Annotated in this window: 20 protein-coding genes; 14 read left to right on the forward strand and 6 right to left on the reverse strand. The window is 63.8% G+C overall.

Going from position 1 to position 20,485, the window contains the following annotated elements; all coding sequences use genetic code 11:
- Positions 1 to 284 precede the first annotated feature (284 nt).
- From serA to WH367_RS10100, 6 genes are all read left to right on the forward strand, one after another.
- A complete protein-coding gene (gene serA / locus WH367_RS10075) occupies positions 285 to 1,514 on the forward strand; it encodes a phosphoglycerate dehydrogenase (RefSeq protein WP_021026819.1) in 1,230 nt (409 codons plus the stop codon).
- Between the two features lie 192 nt (positions 1,515 to 1,706).
- The gene (locus WH367_RS10080) at positions 1,707 to 2,663 is read left to right on the forward strand and encodes a TauD/TfdA dioxygenase family protein (protein ID WP_021026818.1); all 957 of its coding nucleotides are present in this window, start codon (positions 1,707 to 1,709) and stop codon (positions 2,661 to 2,663) included.
- Positions 2,664 to 2,772: 109 nt separating this feature from the next.
- Complete coding sequence (locus WH367_RS10085) at positions 2,773 to 4,137, forward strand: ABC transporter substrate-binding protein (RefSeq protein ID WP_021026817.1); 1,365 nt, start codon at positions 2,773 to 2,775, stop codon at positions 4,135 to 4,137.
- A gap of 19 nt (positions 4,138 to 4,156) precedes the next feature.
- Positions 4,157 to 5,164: a carbohydrate ABC transporter permease gene (locus tag WH367_RS10090; protein WP_021026816.1), complete on the forward strand. Its 1,008-nt coding sequence runs from the start codon at positions 4,157 to 4,159 to the stop codon at positions 5,162 to 5,164.
- Positions 5,154 to 6,020, forward strand: a complete 867-nt coding sequence (locus WH367_RS10095) for a carbohydrate ABC transporter permease (protein ID WP_239644950.1) — start codon at positions 5,154 to 5,156, stop codon at positions 6,018 to 6,020. Before WH367_RS10090 ends, WH367_RS10095 begins: the two co-directional genes overlap by 11 nt.
- A 1-nt stretch (position 6,021) precedes the next feature.
- Complete coding sequence (locus tag WH367_RS10100; RefSeq protein WP_339535886.1) at positions 6,022 to 7,113, forward strand: ABC transporter ATP-binding protein; 1,092 nt, start codon at positions 6,022 to 6,024, stop codon at positions 7,111 to 7,113.
- A gap of 63 nt (positions 7,114 to 7,176) precedes the next feature.
- Here WH367_RS10100 and WH367_RS10105 read toward each other — a convergent pair whose 3' ends face one another.
- The gene (locus tag WH367_RS10105) at positions 7,177 to 7,731 is read right to left on the reverse strand and encodes a nitroreductase family protein (RefSeq protein WP_021026813.1); all 555 of its coding nucleotides are present in this window, start codon (positions 7,729 to 7,731) and stop codon (positions 7,177 to 7,179) included.
- A gap of 58 nt (positions 7,732 to 7,789) precedes the next feature.
- Positions 7,790 to 8,248: a PaaI family thioesterase gene (locus WH367_RS10110; protein ID WP_339535888.1), complete on the reverse strand. Its 459-nt coding sequence runs from the start codon at positions 8,246 to 8,248 to the stop codon at positions 7,790 to 7,792.
- A 187-nt stretch (positions 8,249 to 8,435) separates the two neighbouring features.
- Between WH367_RS10110 and WH367_RS10115 the strand changes: the two genes are divergently transcribed.
- From WH367_RS10115 to WH367_RS10135, 5 genes are all read left to right on the forward strand, one after another.
- Positions 8,436 to 9,791: a hypothetical protein gene (locus WH367_RS10115; protein WP_339535890.1), complete on the forward strand. Its 1,356-nt coding sequence runs from the start codon at positions 8,436 to 8,438 to the stop codon at positions 9,789 to 9,791.
- Entirely contained in the window at positions 9,788 to 10,978 is a 1,191-nt protein-coding gene (locus tag WH367_RS10120; protein ID WP_339535892.1) for a hypothetical protein, read from the forward strand. The genes WH367_RS10115 and WH367_RS10120 overlap by 4 nt, the downstream gene beginning before the upstream one ends.
- A 261-nt stretch (positions 10,979 to 11,239) precedes the next feature.
- Positions 11,240 to 11,368 (forward strand): hypothetical protein, encoded by a 129-nt coding sequence (locus WH367_RS10125; protein ID WP_021026809.1) that lies wholly within the window; start codon positions 11,240 to 11,242, stop codon positions 11,366 to 11,368.
- Between the two features lie 41 nt (positions 11,369 to 11,409).
- Entirely contained in the window at positions 11,410 to 11,568 is a 159-nt protein-coding gene (locus tag WH367_RS10130; RefSeq protein WP_165841215.1) for a hypothetical protein, read from the forward strand.
- Between the two features lie 108 nt (positions 11,569 to 11,676).
- Complete coding sequence (locus tag WH367_RS10135) at positions 11,677 to 12,465, forward strand: hypothetical protein (protein WP_339535894.1); 789 nt, start codon at positions 11,677 to 11,679, stop codon at positions 12,463 to 12,465.
- A 740-nt stretch (positions 12,466 to 13,205) separates the two neighbouring features.
- Here the strand turns inward: WH367_RS10135 and WH367_RS10140 are convergent.
- The 4 genes from WH367_RS10140 to gatC form a co-directional block, all read right to left on the reverse strand.
- Positions 13,206 to 13,970, reverse strand: coding sequence for a DUF6216 family protein (locus WH367_RS10140; protein WP_339535896.1), 765 nt, complete (start codon positions 13,968 to 13,970; stop codon positions 13,206 to 13,208).
- A gap of 66 nt (positions 13,971 to 14,036) precedes the next feature.
- Positions 14,037 to 15,491 (reverse strand): Asp-tRNA(Asn)/Glu-tRNA(Gln) amidotransferase subunit GatB, encoded by a 1,455-nt coding sequence (gatB, locus tag WH367_RS10145; RefSeq protein ID WP_339535898.1) that lies wholly within the window; start codon positions 15,489 to 15,491, stop codon positions 14,037 to 14,039.
- Positions 15,492 to 15,511: 20 nt separating this feature from the next.
- The gene (gatA, locus tag WH367_RS10150) at positions 15,512 to 16,987 is read right to left on the reverse strand and encodes an Asp-tRNA(Asn)/Glu-tRNA(Gln) amidotransferase subunit GatA (protein ID WP_339535900.1); all 1,476 of its coding nucleotides are present in this window, start codon (positions 16,985 to 16,987) and stop codon (positions 15,512 to 15,514) included.
- Between the two features lie 142 nt (positions 16,988 to 17,129).
- Positions 17,130 to 17,429 carry an Asp-tRNA(Asn)/Glu-tRNA(Gln) amidotransferase subunit GatC gene (gene gatC / locus WH367_RS10155; RefSeq protein WP_116926797.1) on the reverse strand — a complete coding sequence of 100 codons (300 nt, stop codon included), beginning with the start codon at positions 17,427 to 17,429 and terminating at the stop codon, positions 17,130 to 17,132.
- A gap of 212 nt (positions 17,430 to 17,641) precedes the next feature.
- On the opposite strand from gatC, the gene WH367_RS10160 reads away from it, so the two are divergent.
- The 3 genes from WH367_RS10160 (at position 17,642) to mreD (ending at position 20,474) form a co-directional block, all read left to right on the forward strand.
- Positions 17,642 to 18,688, forward strand: coding sequence for a rod shape-determining protein (locus WH367_RS10160; protein ID WP_021026802.1), 1,047 nt, complete (start codon positions 17,642 to 17,644; stop codon positions 18,686 to 18,688).
- Positions 18,689 to 18,976: 288 nt separating this feature from the next.
- Complete coding sequence (gene mreC / locus WH367_RS10165) at positions 18,977 to 19,918, forward strand: rod shape-determining protein MreC (RefSeq protein WP_021026801.1); 942 nt, start codon at positions 18,977 to 18,979, stop codon at positions 19,916 to 19,918.
- A gap of 37 nt (positions 19,919 to 19,955) precedes the next feature.
- Positions 19,956 to 20,474 (forward strand): rod shape-determining protein MreD, encoded by a 519-nt coding sequence (gene mreD, locus WH367_RS10170; protein WP_021026800.1) that lies wholly within the window; start codon positions 19,956 to 19,958, stop codon positions 20,472 to 20,474.
- Positions 20,475 to 20,485: the final 11 nt, after the last annotated feature.

The raw sequence follows: 20,485 nt of genomic DNA on the forward strand, positions 1-20,485 counted from the left end.
TTACCCGCTTTTTGTACCACGCAGCCCAGCCCTTTGCAGGCCAGGGTTGAAGCCCGGACCCTGTCGGCCAAGCGCCCGGCGGGCGCAAACCCAAGCAAATCAAGGGGTTCAATGCTGCAAAGCAGCATTTGCCGGTGGATGGTGTCGGCCGCCCGGGTACTAGGGTCAACCCGACAACGCGTAATGGCAAAGGTTCTGCGCCATGATCGACCCGGGTCTGCCAGCTGCCGATCGCAGCCTGGTGGGCAGACCGCTGTCGTTTGTGAAAGAGAAAGCGCGCATTCATGACCAAAACATCGCTGGATAAATCGAAGATCAAGTTCTTGCTGCTCGAGGGCATCCACCCTTCCGCGCTCAAGGTGTTGCAGGCGGCGGGCTATACCCAGGTTGAGGCGCTGACCGGTGCCTTGGAGGGGGAAGAGCTCAAGCGCAAGATTGCCGACGTGCACTTTGTCGGCATCCGCTCCCGCACGCAGCTGACGGCCGATGTGTTTGCCGCGGCCAACAAGCTGGTGGCAGTGGGCTGTTTTTGCATCGGCACCAACCAGGTCGATCTGAATGCGGCGCGCGAGCGTGGTATTGCGGTCTTCAATGCGCCCTTCTCCAACACCCGCTCCGTGGCGGAGCTGGTGCTGGCCGAAGCCATCCTGCTGCTGCGCGGCATTCCTGAGAAGAATGCGGTATCGCACCGGGGCGGCTGGAAGAAAAGCGCCGACAACTCCTTCGAGATCCGTGGCAAGACCTTGGGCATCGTCGGCTACGGCTCGATCGGCACCCAGCTGTCGGTGCTGGCCGAAGGCCTGGGCATGAAGGTTGTGTTCCATGATGTGGTCACCAAGCTGCCGCTGGGCAATGCCCACCAGGCCGCCAACCTCAACGCCTTGCTGGAGCAGTCCGACATCGTGACCCTGCACGTGCCCGAGCTGGCCTCGACCCACAACATGATTGGCGCGGCCCAGATCGCGGCGATGAAGCCCGGCAGCATTTTGATCAATGCCTCGCGCGGCACCGTGGTGGACCTCGACGCGCTGGCCCAGGCGTTGCAAGCCAAGAAGCTGCTGGGCGCCGCCATCGACGTGTTCCCGGTCGAGCCCAAGAGCAACAAGGACGAGTTCCAGTCGCCGCTGCGCGGCATGGACAACGTGATCCTGACCCCGCACATCGGCGGCTCGACGATGGAAGCCCAGGCCAATATTGGCCTGGAAGTGGCAGAAAAGCTGGTCAAGTACAGCGACAACGGCACCACCACCTCGGCCGTGAACTTCCCCGAAGTGGCCCTGCCCGAGCACCCTGGCAAGAACCGTATCCTGCACGTGCATGAGAACCGCCCCGGCATCCTGTCCGCCATCAACCAGGTGCTGGCCGACAACGGCATCAACATCGCCGGCCAGTACCTGCGCACCGATGAAAAGGTCGGCTATGTGGTGATCGATATCGACCAGGAATCGTCGGCGCTGGCGCTGGAGAAGCTGGCCCAGATCGCCGGCACCATCCGCTGCCGCGTGCTGTTCTGATGCCGCGCCCACCGCACCGCGCCCATCGGCATCGGTGCAGTGGGCGGCTTTAGACACCCAGGAAAGAGGCTTATGCCTCTTTTTTCTTAGCTGCTGTTGGCATATCGATGCATGAAATGCGTCGTTGTGGAGGCGCACCCCGCTGCCTAGCATGAAGGCTTCCACCCGATTGCCAGACCACGAGGAGCGCCCATGAATGCCATCACCAATGTTCGCCACCTGAGCCCAGCGGCCGATGCCGCTGCAGCCACTGCCCTGCACGTCGAGCCTCTGGCGGGCCGCATCGGCGCGGTGGTGCATGGGGTGGCGCTGTCGGGTGCGCTGGAGCCGGCGCTATTTGCCCAGATCAAGGCAGCGCTGCTGCAGCACCGGGTGATTTTCTTCCGGGGCCAGCAGCACCTCGATGACGCCAGCCACCAAGCCTTTGGCCGCCTGTTTGGTGAGATCGAGGCCCACCCCACCGTGCCCGCACCCGATGGCACGGCTTTTCTGGAGCTCAACTCGCAGCACGGCGGCCGGGCCGACTCCTGGCACACCGATGTGACCTTCAAAGCGGTCTTCCCCAAGGTCTGCGTGTTGCGCGCGGTGACCTTGCCCGGCCATGGTGGCGACACCGTCTGGGCCAATACCGTGGCCGCCTATGAAGGCCTGCCCGCGCCGCTGCAGCAGCTGGCCGAGCAGCTCTGGGCCGTGCATGGCAATGACTATGACTATGCGGAGAACTTCCGCCAGAACACAGCCGCCAGCCAGACCGAGACGCAGGGCCGCGCCAGCTACCGCAAGGTGTTCACCAGCAAGACCATCGAGTCCGAGCAGCCGCTGGTGCATGTGCATGCCGAGACGGGCGAGAAGGCGCTGCTGCTGGGCCACTTTGCCAAGCGCATCAAGGGCCTGCGCAGCAATGAGTCTGCCGCCTTGCTGCAGCTCTTCCATGAGCGCATCGTGCGCCTGGAAAACACCGTGCGCTGGCACTGGCAGCCGGGCGATGTCGCCATCTGGGACAACCGCGCCACCCAGCACTACGCGATCAATGACTATGCCGATGCCCACCGCGTGATGCGGCGCGTGACGGTTACGGGCGACGTGGCGACCTCGGTCGATGGCCGCAGCAGCGTCGACCTGACCGTGCGCGAGCCGGCAGCGGCCTGAGTAGCCTGAGCGGCGGCCAGGCGCACCGCCTGGGCGCAGCGCCCTCCCCAACAGCAACACACAGATCGCAGATGGCGATGGCCGCCTGCGCGCACCACAGAGAGTTTCCATGACCCGAACCACCTACCACTACGAAGGCGGCCTGCTGGTGCCGCGCCGCAAGCTGCTGGTCTCTGCGCTGGCGGCCGGCGCCGGCAGCGTGCTGGGCTTTCCGGCGCTGGCGCTGGACAGCAAGCCGCTCAAGGGCGTAACGCTCAATACCTCGCTGTACAGCTCGCCGTATTCCAAGCTGCTGCGGCCCTGGATTCCCGAGTTCGAGGAGGCGACCGGCGCCAAGGTGAACTTCGACACACCCGGCTTTCCGGTCTACAACCAGCGCGCTGACCTGGAGCTGTCCACCAAGGGCGCGGCCTTTGATGCGGTCAATGTCACCTTCATCTATTCGAGCCGCTGGATCAACTCGGGCTGGCTGACGCCGCTCGATGGCTATATCAACGACCCCAACAAGACGCCGGCAAGTTTTGACATCCGCGACTTTCTCGAAGGCGCGCTCGCGCCCGAGCGGGGCCGTGACGGCCAGCTCTATGGCATCCCCTGGCAGGCCGAGGTCACGATTGCGGCGGCCTCGCGCTTTGATGTGCTCCAGCAGTCAGGCCTGGCCTTTCCCGATACGACAGACGCCTGGCTGGAAGCGGCCAAGCTGCTCAACCGCAAGGAGCGCGCGGCCGGCTTTGTCACCGACAACCACTATGGCTGGACCTTTATCCCGTTCTTGCAGGCCTTTGGCGGCGATGTGTTCCGCAAGGCCCCCGATGACCTGTTCCCCACCCTGGACAGCCCCGAGGCGATAGCAGCGGCCGACTACTTTGCCCGCCTGCTGCGCGAGTACGGGCCCGACGGTGTGGTCTCCTATACCTCGGACCAGGCCGTGCAGTCGCTCAAGGCCGGGCGCAGCCATTTGAGCGTGCAAGGCCAGATCAACCTCTCGCAGCTGGCCGACAAATCCAGCAGCAAGGTGGCGGCATCGGCGGCCTGGGGCCAGGTGCCCAAGGGTGTGGCCGGGCGCTTTCCGGGCACTGCCATCCATGGCTGGGGCATTCCGGTGGGCAGCAAGAACAAGGATGCGGCCTGGCAGTTCATCCGCTGGGCCACGTCCAAGGAAACCTTGCAGCGTGCCGTCGCTGCAGGTTACGGCTCGCCCACGCGGCGCTCGGACATCGACTCGCCCGCCTACCGTGAGCGCCAGCGCGTCAACGGCTATGACATCGCGTCGCTCGTGACATCGTCGGTGGAGCTGTCGGCCAAGCAAGGCCATATGAAGTACCGCACCGTGGCTGCCTACCCGCAGGTGGACCAGCAGATCAACAAGGCCATCGAGCTGATCGTGACCGGCCAGCGCACGCCCGAGCAGGCGATGAAGCAGGCGCAGACCGCGTCGATTGCCGAGCTGCGCCGCGCTGGCGTCTCGGTCTGAGCAGCGAGGGAGCGCTCCCATGCCGCCCACTGCATCTCTCGCGCCGCAGGCGCTCGACACCGGAGCCGCGCGCCCGCTGCCCAGCCAGGCACGCGGCAAGCCCGCTGCGGCTGCAGCGTCGCGCAACTGGCAGCGCAACTGGCAGCGCGAATCGGCACGGGCCTATGGCCTGGGCCTGGCACCGGCACTGGTGGTGCTGGCCGCCATCACCCTGCTGCCGCTCATCACGCTGGTGGTGGTGAGCCTGACGCCGCTGAGCCTGACCGACCCGGCAGCCACCTTCCACTTTGACCAGCCTGCCGGCAACTATGCGCAGCTGCTGCAGGACCAGCGCTTTGTCGATTCGCTCTGGGTGCAGGCCAAGCTCTCGTCGGTCAGCGTGCTGCTGCAGCTGCTCGTCGGCCTGGGCCTGGCCTTGCTGCTGCACAGCACCAGCCGTATGGTGGCGGGCCTGCGTACGTTCTTTCTGATCCCGATGGTGCTGCCGCCGATTGTGGTGGCCCTGGTCTGGAAGATCATCTACACGCCCGACATCAGCCCCATGCATGCGCTGCTCGAGCAATGGGGCTGGCCGCTGCGTTCGCTGATCGCCAACCCCGACACCGCGCTGTGGGCCATTGTGGCCGCCGATGTCTGGCAGTGGTTCCCGTTCACGATGCTGATGGTGCTGGCGCAGCTGCAGATGGTGCCGCGCGACCCGGTCGATGCCGCCCGCATCGATGGCGCCAACCGCTGGCAGGTGTTTGTCTACATCGTGCTGCCCTATCTGCAGCGCACCCTGGTGGTCTGCGCGCTGTTCCGCCTGATCGACAGCTTCAAGGCCTTTCCGCTGCTGTATGTGCTGACCAATGGCGGGCCGGGCACCGTGACCGAGGTGACCAATTTCTACGGCTTTATCCAGGCCTTCAACTTCTCGTACTGGGGCTACGGCAGCGCCATTGCGGTGGTGATGCTGGCCATCATCTTTGTGCTGAGCGCACTGGTCAGCCGCCTGGGCCGGGCCAAGGGAGATGCCCATGCACGCTGAGACCTGGCACCACGCAGCACCTGCGCTGCCCGTATGGCAACGCGCCGTGCAAGGCCTGCAGCGCCATCTGCGCAGCACCGCCGCCGTGCTGGTGCTGATGGTGGTGCTGTTGCCCTTTTTGTGGATGCTGCAGATGGCCTTTCGCCCGGCGGGCGATGCGCTGTCGCTGGATCTGCTCTTCAGTCCAACGCTAGAGGCCTTTGCCGGCCTGTGGCAGGACAACTTTGCGCGCTCCTTTGGCAACAGCCTGCTGGTGAGCGTGCTGTCCACCGGGCTGTCGCTGCTCTTGGGGGTGCCCGCTGCCTATGCGCTGTCGCGCTGGCGCTTCAAGCAGCGGCGCCAGGTGGCGCTGTGGGTGCTGTGCACGCGCATGGCGCCACCCATTGCGTTCACGATTCCGTTCTTTCTGGCCTTTCGCTGGCTGGGCCTGCTCGACTCGGTCTGGGGCTTGGTGCTGGTCTACCTGACCTTCAACCTGGCCATCGTGATCTGGATGATGCAGGGCTTTTTTGAGGCCATTCCCACGGCGCTCGAAGAGGCGGCCTGGATGGACGGCTGCAGCATCTGGTCGGCCTTCTGGCATGTGACCTTGCCGCTGACCCGGCCGGGCCTGGTGGCCACCGCCGTGCTGTGCTTCATCTTCTCGTGGAGCGACTTTTTCTTCGCACTGATTCTGACCCGCACCCAGGCGGTGACGGCGCCGGTCGCCATCGTCAATTTTCTGCAGTACGACGGCTGGGAGTGGACCAAGATTGCAGCGGCCGGCACCTTGGTGATGCTGCCGGTGCTGCTGTTCACGGTGCTGGTGCGCAAATACCTCGTTCACGGCCTCACCGCCGGTGGCGTCAAGGACTGAGATGGCTTCGATTGCATTGAGACAGCTGCGCAAGCACTTTGAAGGGCACGATGTGCTCAAGGGCATATCGCTCGATATTGCCGAGGGCGAGTTTGTCGCGCTGGTTGGCCCGTCTGGCTGCGGTAAATCCACCTTGCTGCGCATGCTCGCCGGGCTCGAAGAGGTCAGCAGCGGCCAGATCGTGCTGGGAGGGAATGTCATCAACGGTGTGCCGCCGCGCGAGCGCAATATCGCGATGGTGTTCCAGAACTATGCGCTCTACCCGCATATGACGGTGGCCGAGAACCTGGGCTTTGCGCTCAAGCTGCAGCGCCAGGCGCCGGCGGCCATTGCGCAGCGCGTGCAGCAGGTGGCCGAGATCCTGGGCCTGGAGCCGCTGCTGGCCCGCCTGCCTGCCCAGCTGTCGGGCGGCCAGCGCCAGCGCGTGGCCATGGGCCGCGCCATTGTGCGCGAGCCACTGGCCTTTTTGTTTGACGAGCCGCTGTCCAACCTGGATGCCAAGCTGCGTGTGCAGATGCGCACCGAGATCAAGGCCTTGCACCAGCGCCTGCGCACCACCACGGTCTATGTGACCCATGACCAGATCGAGGCCATGACCATGGCCGACCGCATTGTGGTGATGCGCGATGGCCTGATCGAGCAGGTGGGCACGCCGCTGGAGCTGTACGACCGGCCGCGCAACGCCTTTGTCGCGCAGTTCATTGGCTCGCCCTCGATGAACCTGATTGCCGCCCGCAGCCAGCAGGCGCAGGATGGCTGGCAGCTGGTGACCGACGATGGCCTGCGCTTGCCGCTGCTGCCCGGCCTGCAGGCGCAAGGCGAGCGTGCGCTGTGGCTGGGCGTGCGGCCCGAACATGTGCAGCTGGCAGTGGCGCCCCTGAGCGGTGTCGCCACCAGCGCTGCGACCGTCGAGGTGGTGGAGCCCACCGGCGCCGAAACCCAGGTGGTCAGCCGCTTTGGCCAGCAGCCTCTCATTTCGACCGTCAAGGAGCGCCTGGCGCTGGCCCCGGGCCAGGCGCTGCATTGGCACACGGCGCCGCAGCATTGGCATGTGTTTGACCGGCAAAGCGGTGAGCGGCTCAACGTCGCTTAATACCAAGCCCCTAATGCACAAAGGCTCCCAGTCGGGAGCCTTTGCGTTGCTGGATGCAGCCGTTTAAGCCAGGGGGCCTGCGCTCAAGATCTCCGACAGCGCCTTGCGCGGCGAGGGCGTCTCGCGCTCGGCCAGGTCGGCGGGCAGGCTGGACTTGTCACCGCGCTCGCCAATGGCGACCAGGCATTCGACCTGCCAGTTGTCACCGAGCTTGAGCACGGCGCGTGCAGCATCGCGCTCGATGCCGCCCATGGCGTGGGTGGCCAGGCCCATCGCATGGGCTTGCAGGGCCAGGTAGCCCCAGGCGCAACCGGTGTCAAAGCTGGGCGCGGGAGACTCGTCCTTGTTCGACAGCACCACCAGCAGCGCACCGGCGTTCAGGCACCAGCGGCGGTTGAACTCGTTGGGGATGGTGGAAAACGCCTGCCAGTTGGCATCGCCGTTGATCGAATAGGCAAAGTGCCAAGGCTGCTTGTTGCTGGCCGAAGGGGCCCAGCGTGCGCCTTCCACAATGGTCTCGATGTCCTTGGCGGTCAGCGCCTTGCCCGAGAAGGCGCGGGGCGAGAAACGGTCCAGAAACTGGGGATGGATGGCATGGGTGGATTGGCGCGTCGTCATGGTCAAAAAGTGAGCAATAAGACCGCCAGCATGCCATATTCGCCGGTTTTTTGCAGGCTTAGATTTTTTGTTTGTCGACCAGCTTGAAGGTGCCGGTGGCCAGGCCCAAAAGATTGCCGGCATCGTCATGCAGCTCGCCGCGCACAAACGACAGGCTCTTGCCGCGCTTTTCGCAAACGGCCGTGCAGACCACATCGCCGCTACCCGGTGCAATGTAATGAATGGTCAGGTCCACGGTGATGACGCCATAGCGCAACGGATCATGCGCGCGTGCGGCGCAGGACAGGCCCACATCCAGCAAGGTGGCGATGGCGCCGCCATGCATATCGCCCCGGCTGTTGGTGTATTGCTTCTGGTAGGGCATGCGCACCCGGGCGCGCTCATTGCCGATCGCCTCGCCCTTGAGCAGGAAGGCCTCGGCCATGGCCATGCTGAGGCCGAAAATCTGGTTGGCGGGCTCATTCACGGTGTAGGCGGGGATGTCGTTGGCAACAGCGGAGGGTGCAGTGGTGGTCATGGGGCAGGACGCAGCAGGTTCAAAACCTTGGATGTTAGCGGCAGGAGCCCCAAGCCGCCCCGCATGGCTGACACCTGGGAGTCGCCGCTCCAGCGGCGCCCAGCTTCGTTTGCAAAGCGGGGGCTTGGCTTCTGGGGGCACGGTTTATCATCGCTGGCTTATGCCCGTCTGGTCCTCAGCATCCTCTTTGTCATCCCCGTATTGCCCGCGCTGCGGCGCAGCGAACTGCCGCAGCGCAGGTGCGCGCGACCGCTTTGCCTGCCTGCAGTGCGGCGCACAGTTCCGGCTGGAGCAGCTGCAGGGCCAGGCATTTGCTGGCATGTCCACGACGGCAGACGCAGCCAGCGGAGCGCGGCTGCGCCGGCATCTGCCCTGGCTGGCAGTGCTGCTGGCCATGCTGCTGTCCATCCCCTGGTGGCTGCCCCGGCTGCAACCCGGGCTCCAGCTGAAGCTGCCCGCTGCCTGGAAAGACAAGGCGCCGCTGGCGCTGGGCCGCAGCGAGGCGACCACGCTGGTCGAGCGCAACGGCCAGCGCCTGCTGGTGCAGCTGTTTGAAAACCGCGAGCAGGGCGATGTGGTCTACCGCGTGCTGGTCCGTGATGCCGCCACCGGCGCCAGCCTGGGCGAGCCCCAACGCATGGCCATGCCCTGGGCTGGCAGCGCCGGTCGGGCCGAGCTGCAGTTTTTCTCGGACGGCCAGCTCTACCTCTTTTTGCGGGAGCGCGGCTTGTGGCGGCTGGATCTGGCGAGCCTGCGCTTTGTCGATCTGCTGCCCCAGCTCAGCGAGAAATTTGCCGCGCAGCTGGGCGAGGGCATTGTCGGCGTAGCGCCCAAGGGCCGCGACCGGCCGGACAGCCTGGAGGTCACCAGCCGCAGCGGCAGCAAATACCTGGTGTACTGGCTGCTCGGCCAGATCTGGCCGGTGGCCGACAGCAGCAGCCTCTACGAAAAGGCCCAGGCCGGCTACCGCCAAGAGATCGCCTTCTACCGCTATGAATCGCTGCCCCGCCCCACCGGTGAGGAAGGCCGCGCGTTGCTGGTGCAGTCCTGGTGGCGGCACGAGCCCGGCCAGCCCGCCTACTTTGGCTATTACGACCTGCAGCCCAGCGACAGCCGCGAGGTGCAGACTTCGCCGCGCAGCTATGTGGCCATTGGCGATGGTTTCTCCACCCGCCCCTATGCGATCGAGGACCGGGGCCTGCTGCGCATCAAGGTGGTGCAGCCGGCGGTGCCGCGCTTCCATGCCGATGTGATGGCCGAGAACGCGCGCCGCCTGCTGCTGGCCTACAACCCGACGCCGCTGCGGCAGGAGGGGCGCGTGATCCAGCTGCTGGACAAGGCCAGCGAGCAGGTGGTGTGGAGCCGCACCATCGACCAGTTGCCCCCGCTGGGCCAGCGCGAAGGCGGCATGTATGTCACCGGCCAGGCCGTCAGCGGCGGCTTTTTGCTGCTCGATGACATGCGCCAGCCCGCGCTGCTGATTGGCGATAACGGCGAGGTGCTGCAGGACTTTGGGGCTGCGGCCCAAGGAGCCGCGCAGTGAGCATTCCTCGGCGTTTTTATCTTCCGCTGGGCCTGGGCTTTCTGTTCTTTTTTGTGCTGCCGCTGCTGGTGCCCGCGACGGTCAAGCTGCTGCAATCGGGTGCAGACAAGGCCGAGGAGCTGGGCGATGTGGCGGCCTCGGCCGTCTACCAAGGAGAGGACGGCAGCCTGCGCATGCTGCGGGTGATGAAGCACAGCACCGCGCAGGACGATGTGTTTGTGCTGCTGGACAACGACCTGCAGGCCAAGCAGCTGCTGGGCGAGCCCCAGCGCATTGTGCTGCCCCGTGCCCAGCTGCGCCAGCCGGCCCGCCTGCGCAGCGAGGCCAATGGCCAGCTGTCGCTGCTGCTCAATGACCGGCACTGGTGGCTGCGCCTGCCGGCGCAGACCGCGTTTGCGCCGATGGATGCCGCGCTGCGCCAGCGCTTTGCGGCCGAGCTGGGCACAGGCGTGTCCAAATATGCGTTTGGCGAGCTGCGCGAGCCGGGGCTCTTGGATGTGACCAGCAATACCGGCGACCGCTATGCGCTGTACTGGGCCAGTGGCGAGCTCTACCCCTGGGCCGAGCGGCTGCAGCGCTGGCTGCAGCGCCCCTGGGCACAGTACCCGCAGACGGCCTCGCGCATCGATTACGCCGACTTTGATACCGACGTGGCCCAGTACGGCATGCCGATGATCTTGCTGCAGTTTGCGCAAAAGGTGCGGCCTGGCGAGTTTGAGCGCTGGCCACGGCTGAGCGTGCATTCCAGCGCCGACAAGCAGGTGCGCGCCGCCCCCAAGCGCTACCAGCCGGTCAGCGATGGTTTTGTGGTCAGCCACCAGGCGCTGCGCGAGGCGGGCATTACCCAGATTGCAGCGGTGGCCAGCGTGCCGGTGCAGTTCAGCGGCGAGGTGCTGGCCCGCAATGCGGGCCGGGTGCTGATGCGCTACGACGAGACCCCTACCACCGCCGCCGAGGTGGTGCTGCAGATCGTCGATGCGCGCAGCCTGCAAGTGGTGTGGCGCAAGTCCACGCGCGAGATGCCGCAGTTGCTGTTTGACGGCGAGCACCTGGCGGCCCAGGCCTGGCCCGGTGGTTTTTACCTGAGCACCGGCTTGAACCTGCCGGCCCTGGTGATCGACAACCAGGGCCAGACCTTGGTCGACTTTCAGCCCCAAAAGCGGCTTGAGGCAGCCAGCGAAGACTGAGGCATCAGCGCATGCACGCGTGGCCCGGGCAGGCCATGGTCAACGTGGATAGTGGACGATAAAAGTGCAGCGCAATCCGATAGTTATTTAGCGGTCTACAGCGCTGTTTTGTAAAGAAATTTTGCAAATCCACCGGCCTGTTTACGTAAAGGCAAACGAATCTCCAAAACTCCTACAGCCAGCGCCACCCTGCAGCGGCACCATGTCCTCACGGCAGGCGTTTGCTCCTGCCGCCAACCTGACACTGAAGGAGTAAGCGCCATGAGCCAGCAGAACCACCAACAGTCCGGACAGCAGCCTGCCCAGAAAAAGGAGCAGCAGCAACAGCAACAATCCCCGAAGCAGCAGCAACCGGGCCAGCAGGACCGCAAGCAGCCATCGCAGAAGTAGTCTGCGACTGCGCGGCCCACGAAGACCACACGGAGCACCCCATGCAACAACTGCCTTTGCCGATGACCAAGCAGCAGCCTTGGCCGCTGCAGCAGGGCCAGCCGTTGCGCGAGGCCAAGTACTCGCAGCAGCAGTGCAAGTGCAACCGGCGCCAACTGGGCACCGAGCCCAAGACACCGGACAACGCACAGATGTGCTGATCTTCTGAGCCCCTGCGTCCGAGCCCGCACGATGCGGGCTTTTTCGTGGGCGCTGCAGCCCATGCGCGGCGATACTGGCGCTCTCGACCACCTCGCCAGCCGATATCGATGAACACCGGATTCTTCGCGCAGCCCAACCCACCCTACCGCCGCGCCAACTACAGCTTTGCCTACCAATGGATCGAAGAAGTTGGCAGCCTGGCTGCCTTGCTGGCGCATGTCGAAGCGCTGCGCGCCGCAGACCCCGTGCACCGTTATCTGTGCACCTTGGACGATATCCAGCAGGGCAGCTACACCAGCGGCCATGCCAGCCAGGATGACCGGCTCTACCTGGCCAGCCCGCCGGACATGGACTGGGACGACCCAGCGCAGGAGGCTGCCTGGGATCTGCAGGCGCTGCAGCACCGCGCGCGCCAGTTGCGCCAGGCCCAGGGCCCGCAACCCTGGGCCGATGTCTGCGGCAGCCTGGCGGTAAGCGCCAGCGATATCGACGCACTGCTGGCCGCCAACCGCGCGCCCGATCTGCTGCTCGATGACGTCGTCTACATCCAGCGCCTGCCGCTGGCCGAAGGCGATCCGCTGATTGCCGGCCAACCCAATGGCTATTTCAGCGCCGACTGGGACAGCTTTCAAAACCACGCCATCCACCAGCATCTGGCCGAGCAGCATGGCTACCAGCTGTTGGCCATGGGCGCCGCCTGGATGGCGCTGGCCCGCGTGCAGCCGCCCGGTGCGGCGCAGGCCCAGGCGCTGGTGGAGGACCTGCGGGCGCTCTATGCCCAGGGCAATGAGGCGCTGCTGGCCCATGCGGGCTGGCAAGCCTTGCCGGCGGTGCTGCAAACCCAACGCATCCTGGTCATGGGCTATACCGACGACATGGCCGACCGCTGGGAGTAGGGGATAGGGATCTGCTGCAAAACTCCCTGCCGTGGTCAGAACGCGGGCTCGGGCGATCCGCTGCGTTGTCTTCCTTGTCAATCGCTATTGACTACAAATGACGCCTTTCGGCTCATCCCGATCCGCGTCCATCCCGCTTGGCGAGGGGTTCGCAGCGCATCCCTCACTTGTACTTCTGTGAAGGATGGAAAAGGGATGTATGCGCTGCCATGCCATGCCATGCCGTGCCGTGCCGTGCCGTGCCGTGCCGTGCCGTGGCAGGGGCAAGGCGCCGCAGAGGCTTTGCAAAATGTGCGGCGAGAAACGTCTCGATGCAGGCGGCGCGTCAATTCCTACACCGGCGCCTGGGCGGCGGCGCGACTATAGAGCCATGGCAGGGCAATGTCGCCCCGTCATCATCGTGAAGGAGCTAACGCTATGAATCAGCAAAACAGCCAACGCAATCCCAACCAGGTGAACCAGCAGCAATCGGGCCAGAAACCCGGCTCGCAAAAAGAGCAGTAACACCAGCAGCAGTCGCCGCAGCAGAAGCAGCCTGGTCAGCAAGACCGGTCCCAGCTGCAGCGCTGAAGCCGCGTTGGTTTCAGCAGGGATACTTACTCATTCTTTCCATCCGCCCTAATGTGAACTCTAAAAAATTTCCAAAGGTGGCGGCGATATAGCTGTGTAGATATATGGCCCGCATAGCGGGTCATATTTTTAATTCTCAAGCCTTGATATTTGGATTCTAATAAATTATTCTAATAACTCAAGCGTTTCGAAATATTTAAAACTTTCATATATTGAATTCCCTTTCGCAGTATTAATAGGCCAATTGAGAATAATATAAATCCTAGAAATATAAGGGTTATTTTTTGTTTGTTTAAAAATGTCTTATATACGGAATTTTCTGTTTCTAATAGTCGGCACGCAATTGCTTGATCGCTATTGGCTGTGAAATTCGCTGAGGGACTAATGCATGTGCTTTTGCTAATAATTCCTTTTTCCATTTTAATAACTTCTCCGTTATAGGAAAATAAGGTGTCTGATTTATTTATTTTCAGCCAAACCTTATCGGAGAGCGAGAATAGGAAGCATGCGTATCCCGTTAATAGAAGTAAGATGGCGAAAGTGAAAAAGAAGTTTGCCCATTTTTTATAAGCAATATCTCTAAAATTTTTCTCTTTTAAATTGAAGTAATTTGACAAAGATAATATTTCGTAAATATTAATATTTTTCTTTTCTATATGCGTTTTTAGATCATCTAGCTCTTCTCTGTAGGAAAAGGGTAAGCCGGTTTTGAATCTCAGCATTTCGATGTCTCTTATTTCATCCCAATGTTTATTTAGTTCGGCATCTGAGAATTTTCTTTTAAAGCTTAAGATCAGCCATATCTTATCTCTTAAAAAATGTAGCGAGCCAGCCCTTGTCCATGTGTACAAGATTGTCAATAGAAATATGGTCCATCCGAGGCCTTTCGTTATCCAATCCCAGTGTTCGGAAGAAATGGCTGATATATCTGGCATAAATAACTCCATGGCTAGATAAAAGGCCTCGCGATGGAGGCCTTTGTCAATGGGTATAGGGGCCTTTTACGCCAGTTTGGCCTTTAGCAGCTCATTGACCTGGCCCGGATTGGCCTTGCCCTTGGAGGCCTTCATCACCTGGCCGACCAGGGCGTTGAAGGCCTTGTCCTTGCCGGCCTTGTACTGCTCGACATTGCCGGGGTTGGCGGCGATCACCTCGTCGATGATGGCTTCGAGCGCGCCCGTGTCGTTGGACTGCTTGAGGTCCTTGGCGTCGATGACGGCGTCGACGTCGGTGCCTTCGCCGCTCCAGAGCGCCTCGAACACCTGCTTGGCGCTGTTGTTGCTGATGACATTGCCGTGGATGCGGGCGATCAAGGTGCCCAGCTGCGCGGCGCTGACCTTGACCTGGTCCATGCCGATCTCTTCCATGTTCAGGCGGCGCGAGATCTCGCCCATCACCCAGTTGCTGGCCAGCTTGGGCTGGCTGCTGGCTTGAGCGGCGGCTTCAAAGTAGTCGGCCATCGCCTGGCTTTGGGTCAGGGTGGTGGCGTCGTACTCGGGCAGGCCGTAGTCGGCCACAAAGCGGTCGGCGCGCTGGCGCGGCAGCTCGGGCATCTCGGCCTTGACGGCCTGCACCCAGCTGTCGGCGACCACCAGCGGCGGCAGGTCCGGATCGGGGAAATAGCGGTAATCGGCCGCGTCTTCCTTGGTGCGCATCGCGCGGGTCTCGCCGGTATCGGGGTTGAACAGCACGGTGGCCTGCTGGATCGCGCGGCCGTCTTCGATCTCTTCGATCTGCCAGCGGATTTCGTAATCGATGGCGATCTGCATGTTCTTGAACGAGTTCAGGTTCTTGATCTCGCGGCGGGTGCCCAGCGGCTGGCCCGGCTTGCGCACGGACACGTTGGCATCGCAGCGGAACGAGCCTTCTTGCATATTGCCGTCGCAGATGCCGATCCAGGTAACGATCTTGTGCAGTTCCTTGGCATAGGCCACGGCCTCGGCGGTGCTGCCCATGTCGGGCTCGGTGACGATCTCCAACAGCGGCGTGCCGGCGCGGTTCAGGTCAATGCCCGATTGGCCGATGAACTCGTCGTGCACCGATTTGCCCGCGTCTTCTTCGAGGTGGGCGCGCACCAGGCGCACGGTCTTTTTCTGGTCGCCGACAAAGAAGCTCACCTCACCGCCTTGCACCACCGGGATCTCGAACTGCGAGATCTGGTAGCCCTTGGGCAGGTCGGGGTAGAAGTAGTTCTTGCGCGCAAAGATGCTGACGGGCGCAATCGTGCTGCCCAGCGCCAGGCCAAGCTTGATGGCGCATTCGACGGCCTTCTTGTTCATCACCGGCAGGGTGCCGGGCAGGGCCAGGTCCACGGCGCAGGCCTGGGTGTTGGGCTCGGCGCCAAAGGCGGTGCTGGCGCGGCTGAAGATCTTGCTGTTGGCGGCCAGCTGGGTGTGGGTTTCAAAGCCAATCACCACTTCGTAGCCGTTGATGAGCTTGATGCTTGTTTCGGTCATGTTCTGTGTTCCTCCCTGCGTTACTTCGCGATGCCGGTGGGCTGGCGCAGGTGGTGGTCGGTGGCTTGCTGCAGCTGGTGGGCGGCGTTCAGGAGCTTGGCTTCGGCAAAGTAGTTGCCGATCAGCTGCAGGCCCACGGGCATGCCGCCTTCGCCAAAGCCGGCGGGCACGGACAGGCCAGGCAGGCCGGCCAGCGACGCGGGCAAGGTGTAGATGTCGGCCAGGTAGTTGGCGAGCGGGTCGCTCTTGCCACCCAGCGCCCAGGCCACGGTGGGCGCGGCAGGGCCGGCGATCAGGTCGCAGTCCTGGAAGGCGGCCTGGAAGTCGTCGGCAATCATGCGGCGGATCTTTTGCGCCTGCAGGTAGTAGGCGTCGTAGTAGCCGTGCGAGAGCACATAGGCGCCGGTCATGATGCGGCGCTTGACCTCGTCGCCAAAGCCTTCGGCGCGGGTCTTCTTGTACATGTCCACCAGGTCGCTGTAGTCCTTGGCGCGGTGGCCAAACTTCACGCCGTCAAAGCGCGAGAGGTTGGACGAGGCCTCGGCCGGGGCGATGATGTAGTAGACGGGGATGGACAGCTCGGTGCGCGGCAGGCTGATCGGCACCAGCTTGGCGCCCAGCTTTTCGTACTCCTTCAACGCCGCATCGACGGCGGCGCGCACATCGCTGCTCAGGCCATCGCCAAAGAACTCGGCGGGCACGCCAATGCGCAGGCCGGCCAGCGAGTCGTTCAGGTGCAGCGTGAAGTCCTCGGCCGGGTGGTCGAGGCTGGTGGAGTCGCGGTCCAGGTCGGGGCCGCACATTTCGCTCAGCAGCAGCGCGCAGTCTTCGGCGGTGCGCGCCATCGGGCCGGCCTGGTCCAGGCTGGAGGCGAAGGCGATCATGCCGTAGCGGCTGGCGCGCCCATAGGTGGGCTTGATGCCGGTGATGCCGCAGAACGACGCGGGCTGGCGGATCGAGCCGCCGGTATCGCTGCCGGTGGCTGCGGGCGCCAGGCGCGCGGCCACGGCCGCTGCCGAGCCGCCGGAGGAACCGCCGGGCACGCGGCTGGTGTCCCAGGGGTTGCGCACCGGGCTGATGGCGCTGTTCTCGTTGGCCGAGCCCATCGCGAACTCGTCCATGTTCAGCTTGCCCAGCGTGACGGCGCCAGCAGCTGCCAGCTTGCTCACCATGGTGGCGTCAAACGGCGACTGGTAGCCGGCCAGCATCTTGCTGCCTGCGGTGGTCGGGAAGTCCTGCGTGACGAACAGGTCCTTGTGGCCCATCGGCACACCAGCGAGCTTGCCGGCCGTGCCCGCTGCAATGGCGGCATCGGCGGCGCGGGCCTGGGCCAGCGTCACTTCTTCGTTGATGTGGATGTAGGCACCCAGATCCTGGTGGGCCTGGGCGCGGGTCAGGAAATGTTGCGCGGCCTCGACGGAGGACACTTCGCGGCTTTTGAGCTTGGCGGCCAATTGGGCCACGCTCAAGTCATGCAATTCGGTAGGGATGCTCATGCAAATCTCGCGATCTTGGCGATCTCGGTGAATGGGAAAGGGCGCTGCGCGCCGGTCTCAGGGGCGTGGTGCTGCGTGCTGCTGCCACCACGGCCGGGGGCCGGTTGTTGCCAGGGCCCGCCAGGCCTGAAGATGCTGTGAATTACTCAATCACCTTGGGCACCAGGAAATAGCCTTTTTCCACGGCAGGGGCACTGCGCTGGTTGGCCTCCCGGTTATTGGGTTCGCTGATGACGTCATCGCGCAGGCGCAGGCTGATTTCCTGGATCGCGGCCACGGGGTGTGACAGGGGCATGACACCGGAGGTATCCACAGCCTGCATCTTCTCCACAATGCCGAAAAAGTTATTCATCTGCGAGAGCATGCGCTCACTCTCGGAGCCGGATAATTCGAGCCGCGCCAGGTTGGCGATGCGGGCAATGTCATCTTTTGTCAGGGCCATAGATAGTCGTATGTAAACCAGTCGTAAAAAAACGGGGCCGGAAAGCGTTGCCCTGTAAGTTATTCACAGGGGATGGGGTATTATCCCGTCTTTGACGCAATAAGGCGGCAACGTCGGTCATTGCGCATCAAAAACCCTTCTGTCATCTCACCACACACCAATGAAGGGCGATGGAGCGCCGAAGTGCGACCCATGCCCTAGAGGAAACTTGCATGTTCGGAGCGTTCCGTCGCTACTTTTCCACCGACCTGGCCATCGACCTGGGCACGGCCAACACCTTGATTTTTGCACGCGACAAAGGGATTGTGCTCGATGAGCCCTCCGTGGTTGCGATTCGCCATGAAGGTGGCACCCATGGCCGCAAGGTCATCCAGGCCGTAGGCCGCGAAGCCAAGGCCATGCTGGGCAAGGTGCCCGGCAATATCGAAGCCATCCGCCCGATGAAGGACGGTGTGATCGCCGACTTCCTGATCACCGAGCAGATGATCAAGCAGTTCATCAAGATGGTGCACCCCCGCACCTTGCTCTCGCCCAGCCCCCGCATCATCATCTGCGTGCCCTGCGGCTCGACCCAGGTCGAGCGCCGCGCGATCAAGGATGCCGCGCTCAAGGCTGGCGCCACCCAGGTGGAGCTGATCGAAGAGCCGATGGCTGCCGGTATCGGCGCGGGCCTGCCGGTGTCCGAGGCCTCGGGCTCGATGGTGGTCGACATTGGTGGCGGTACCACCGAGGTGGGCGTGATCTCGCTGGGCGGCATGGTCTACAAGGGCAGTGTGCGCGTGGGCGGTGACAAGTTCGACGAATCCATCATCAACTACATCCGCCGCAACTACGGCATGATGATCGGCGAACCCACGGCCGAGCTGATCAAGAAGAGCATTGGTTCGGCGTTCCCAGGCTCCGAAGTCAAGGAAATCGAAGTCAAGGGCCGCAACCTCTCCGAAGGCGTGCCACGCAGCTTCACCATCAGCTCCAACGAGGTGCTGGAAGCCCTGACCGAGCCGCTCAACCAGATCGTCTCTGCCGTGAAGAACGCGCTGGAGCAAACCCCGCCCGAGCTGGGTGCCGACATCGCCGACCGCGGCATGATGCTGACCGGTGGCGGCGCCTTGCTGCGCGACCTGGACCGCCTGCTGGCCGAAGAAACCGGCTTGCCGGTGCTGGTTGCCGAGGAGCCACTGACCTGCGTGGTGCGCGGCTGCGGTATCGCCCTCGATACGCTCGACCGCAAGGGCGTGACCATCTTCACCAGCGAATAACCCGGGCGCCCTCCGCGCGGATACGCAATAATGGCGAGCGTCAGCGACTATGCAACCCATAGCCCGCTGCCGGCCCGCCATTGCGCTTTGCGGCCCGCTTGCCCCTGGCGGTGTGCACAAGGTCTGGCTGATGGGCCCGCCGCCGCCATGCGCCCGCTTCTGCTTTTTCGCTTTTCTCTGATGTCCCTGCTCCTGTCCCCTGTCCACCGTGCTGACCGCCGAGCGGCGGGGCGGCACGCGCCCGGACCAGGCGCAGGGCGCAGGGCCCGGTTCTGCTGAGGCCACCGCATGGCACGCAACGTCTTCTCCGGCGGTATACCGACCTTCCGACCCCAGGGGCCCAGCGCCAATGTGCGCCTGGCGCTGTGCGTGGCGCTGGCCGTGTTCCTGATGGTGGCCGACGTTCGCTTCAAGCTCACCGAGCCGCTGCGCAAGGCCGTCGCCACGGTGCTGTTCCCGATGCAATGGGTGATGCTGCAGCCGGTGCTGCTGGCCCAGGGCGGCGCCAGGTATTTTGAAGACCTGCACACCGCGCAGGCAGCGGCCGTGGTGGCCGAGAAAAACGCCATCGCACTGACGCACCGCGCCAACCTGGTCGAGACCCTGGACCATGAGAACCAGCGCCTGCGCCAGCTGCTCAACCTGGTGCCCCGCCTCAAGACCGAGGGGCGCGCTGCCCAGGTGGTGTACGAGACGGCCGATGCCTTCAACCGCCGCGTCGTGATCGACAAGGGCGAGGTCGCCGGCATTGCACGCGGCTCGCCGGTGATGGACGAGCTGGGCGTGCTCGGCCAGGTGACCCGGGTGTTTCCGATGTCGGCCGAGGTGACCTTGCTGACCGACCGCGAGCAGGCCATCCCCGTGCTCAACCCGCGCACGGGTGCCCGGGCCGTGGCCTATGGCGACCCGACCAATGCCTACGGCGGCGGCATGGAGCTGCGCTTCATGCCCAGCAATGCCGATATCCAGGAAGGCGATCTGCTGACCACCAGCGGTGTGGACGGCGTCTATGCGCCGGGCCTGCCGGTGGCGCGCATCGTCAAGATCGAGCGCCGTGCCGATTCGCCGTTCTCGCGCGTTTACTGCGAGCCGCTGGCGCAGATGTTCGGCACACAGTTTGTGATGGTCATCAACCCGCTGCCCGAAGACGCGCTGCCCCCGCGCCCGCCGGTGGAGACCAAGACCCAGGAAGGCCCGGCATCGACCCCCCGCAAGGGCAAGCGCGGATGATGCCCGCTACGATGAACCAACCCCCAGGAGTGCAGCCATGATCATGCCGCGTGGGCAGCCCTTGCTGCTGCCTGTCCCCCCGGGCTTTATTGCGCTGACCCTGGTGCTGGCGCTGATGATCAACATGCTGCCGCTGGGCCGCGCGCTGTGGCTGCCCGATGTGCTGCTGCTGGTGCTGGTCTACTGGGGCGTGCACGAGCCCGGCAAGATCGGCATGGGCTGGGCCTTTGTGCTGGGCCTGTGCATGGATGTGCACCAGTCGTCCCTGCTGGGCCTGCATGCGCTGGTGTATTCGGCCGTGCTGTATGGCGTGGCGCTGCTGCGCCAGCGCATCACCTGGCTGAGCGTGATGGCCCAGGCGGTGCAGGTGATGCCGCTGTTCCTCGCCTCCGATGTGGTGTTGATGCTGCTGCGCATGTTGCTGCGCGGCAGTTTTCCGGGCTGGGGCTTTTTGACGCCCGGGCTGTGGTGCGTGGTGCTGTGGCCGCTGGTGAGCTGGCTGCTGCAGCTGCCCCAGCGCCAGCCGCCCGACGATGATGAGAACCGCCCTTTGTAAGCGGGGGCCTG

This window comes from Comamonas sp. MYb21 (assembly GCF_037479395.1).
Lineage (GTDB): Bacteria > Pseudomonadota > Gammaproteobacteria > Burkholderiales > Burkholderiaceae_C > Comamonas.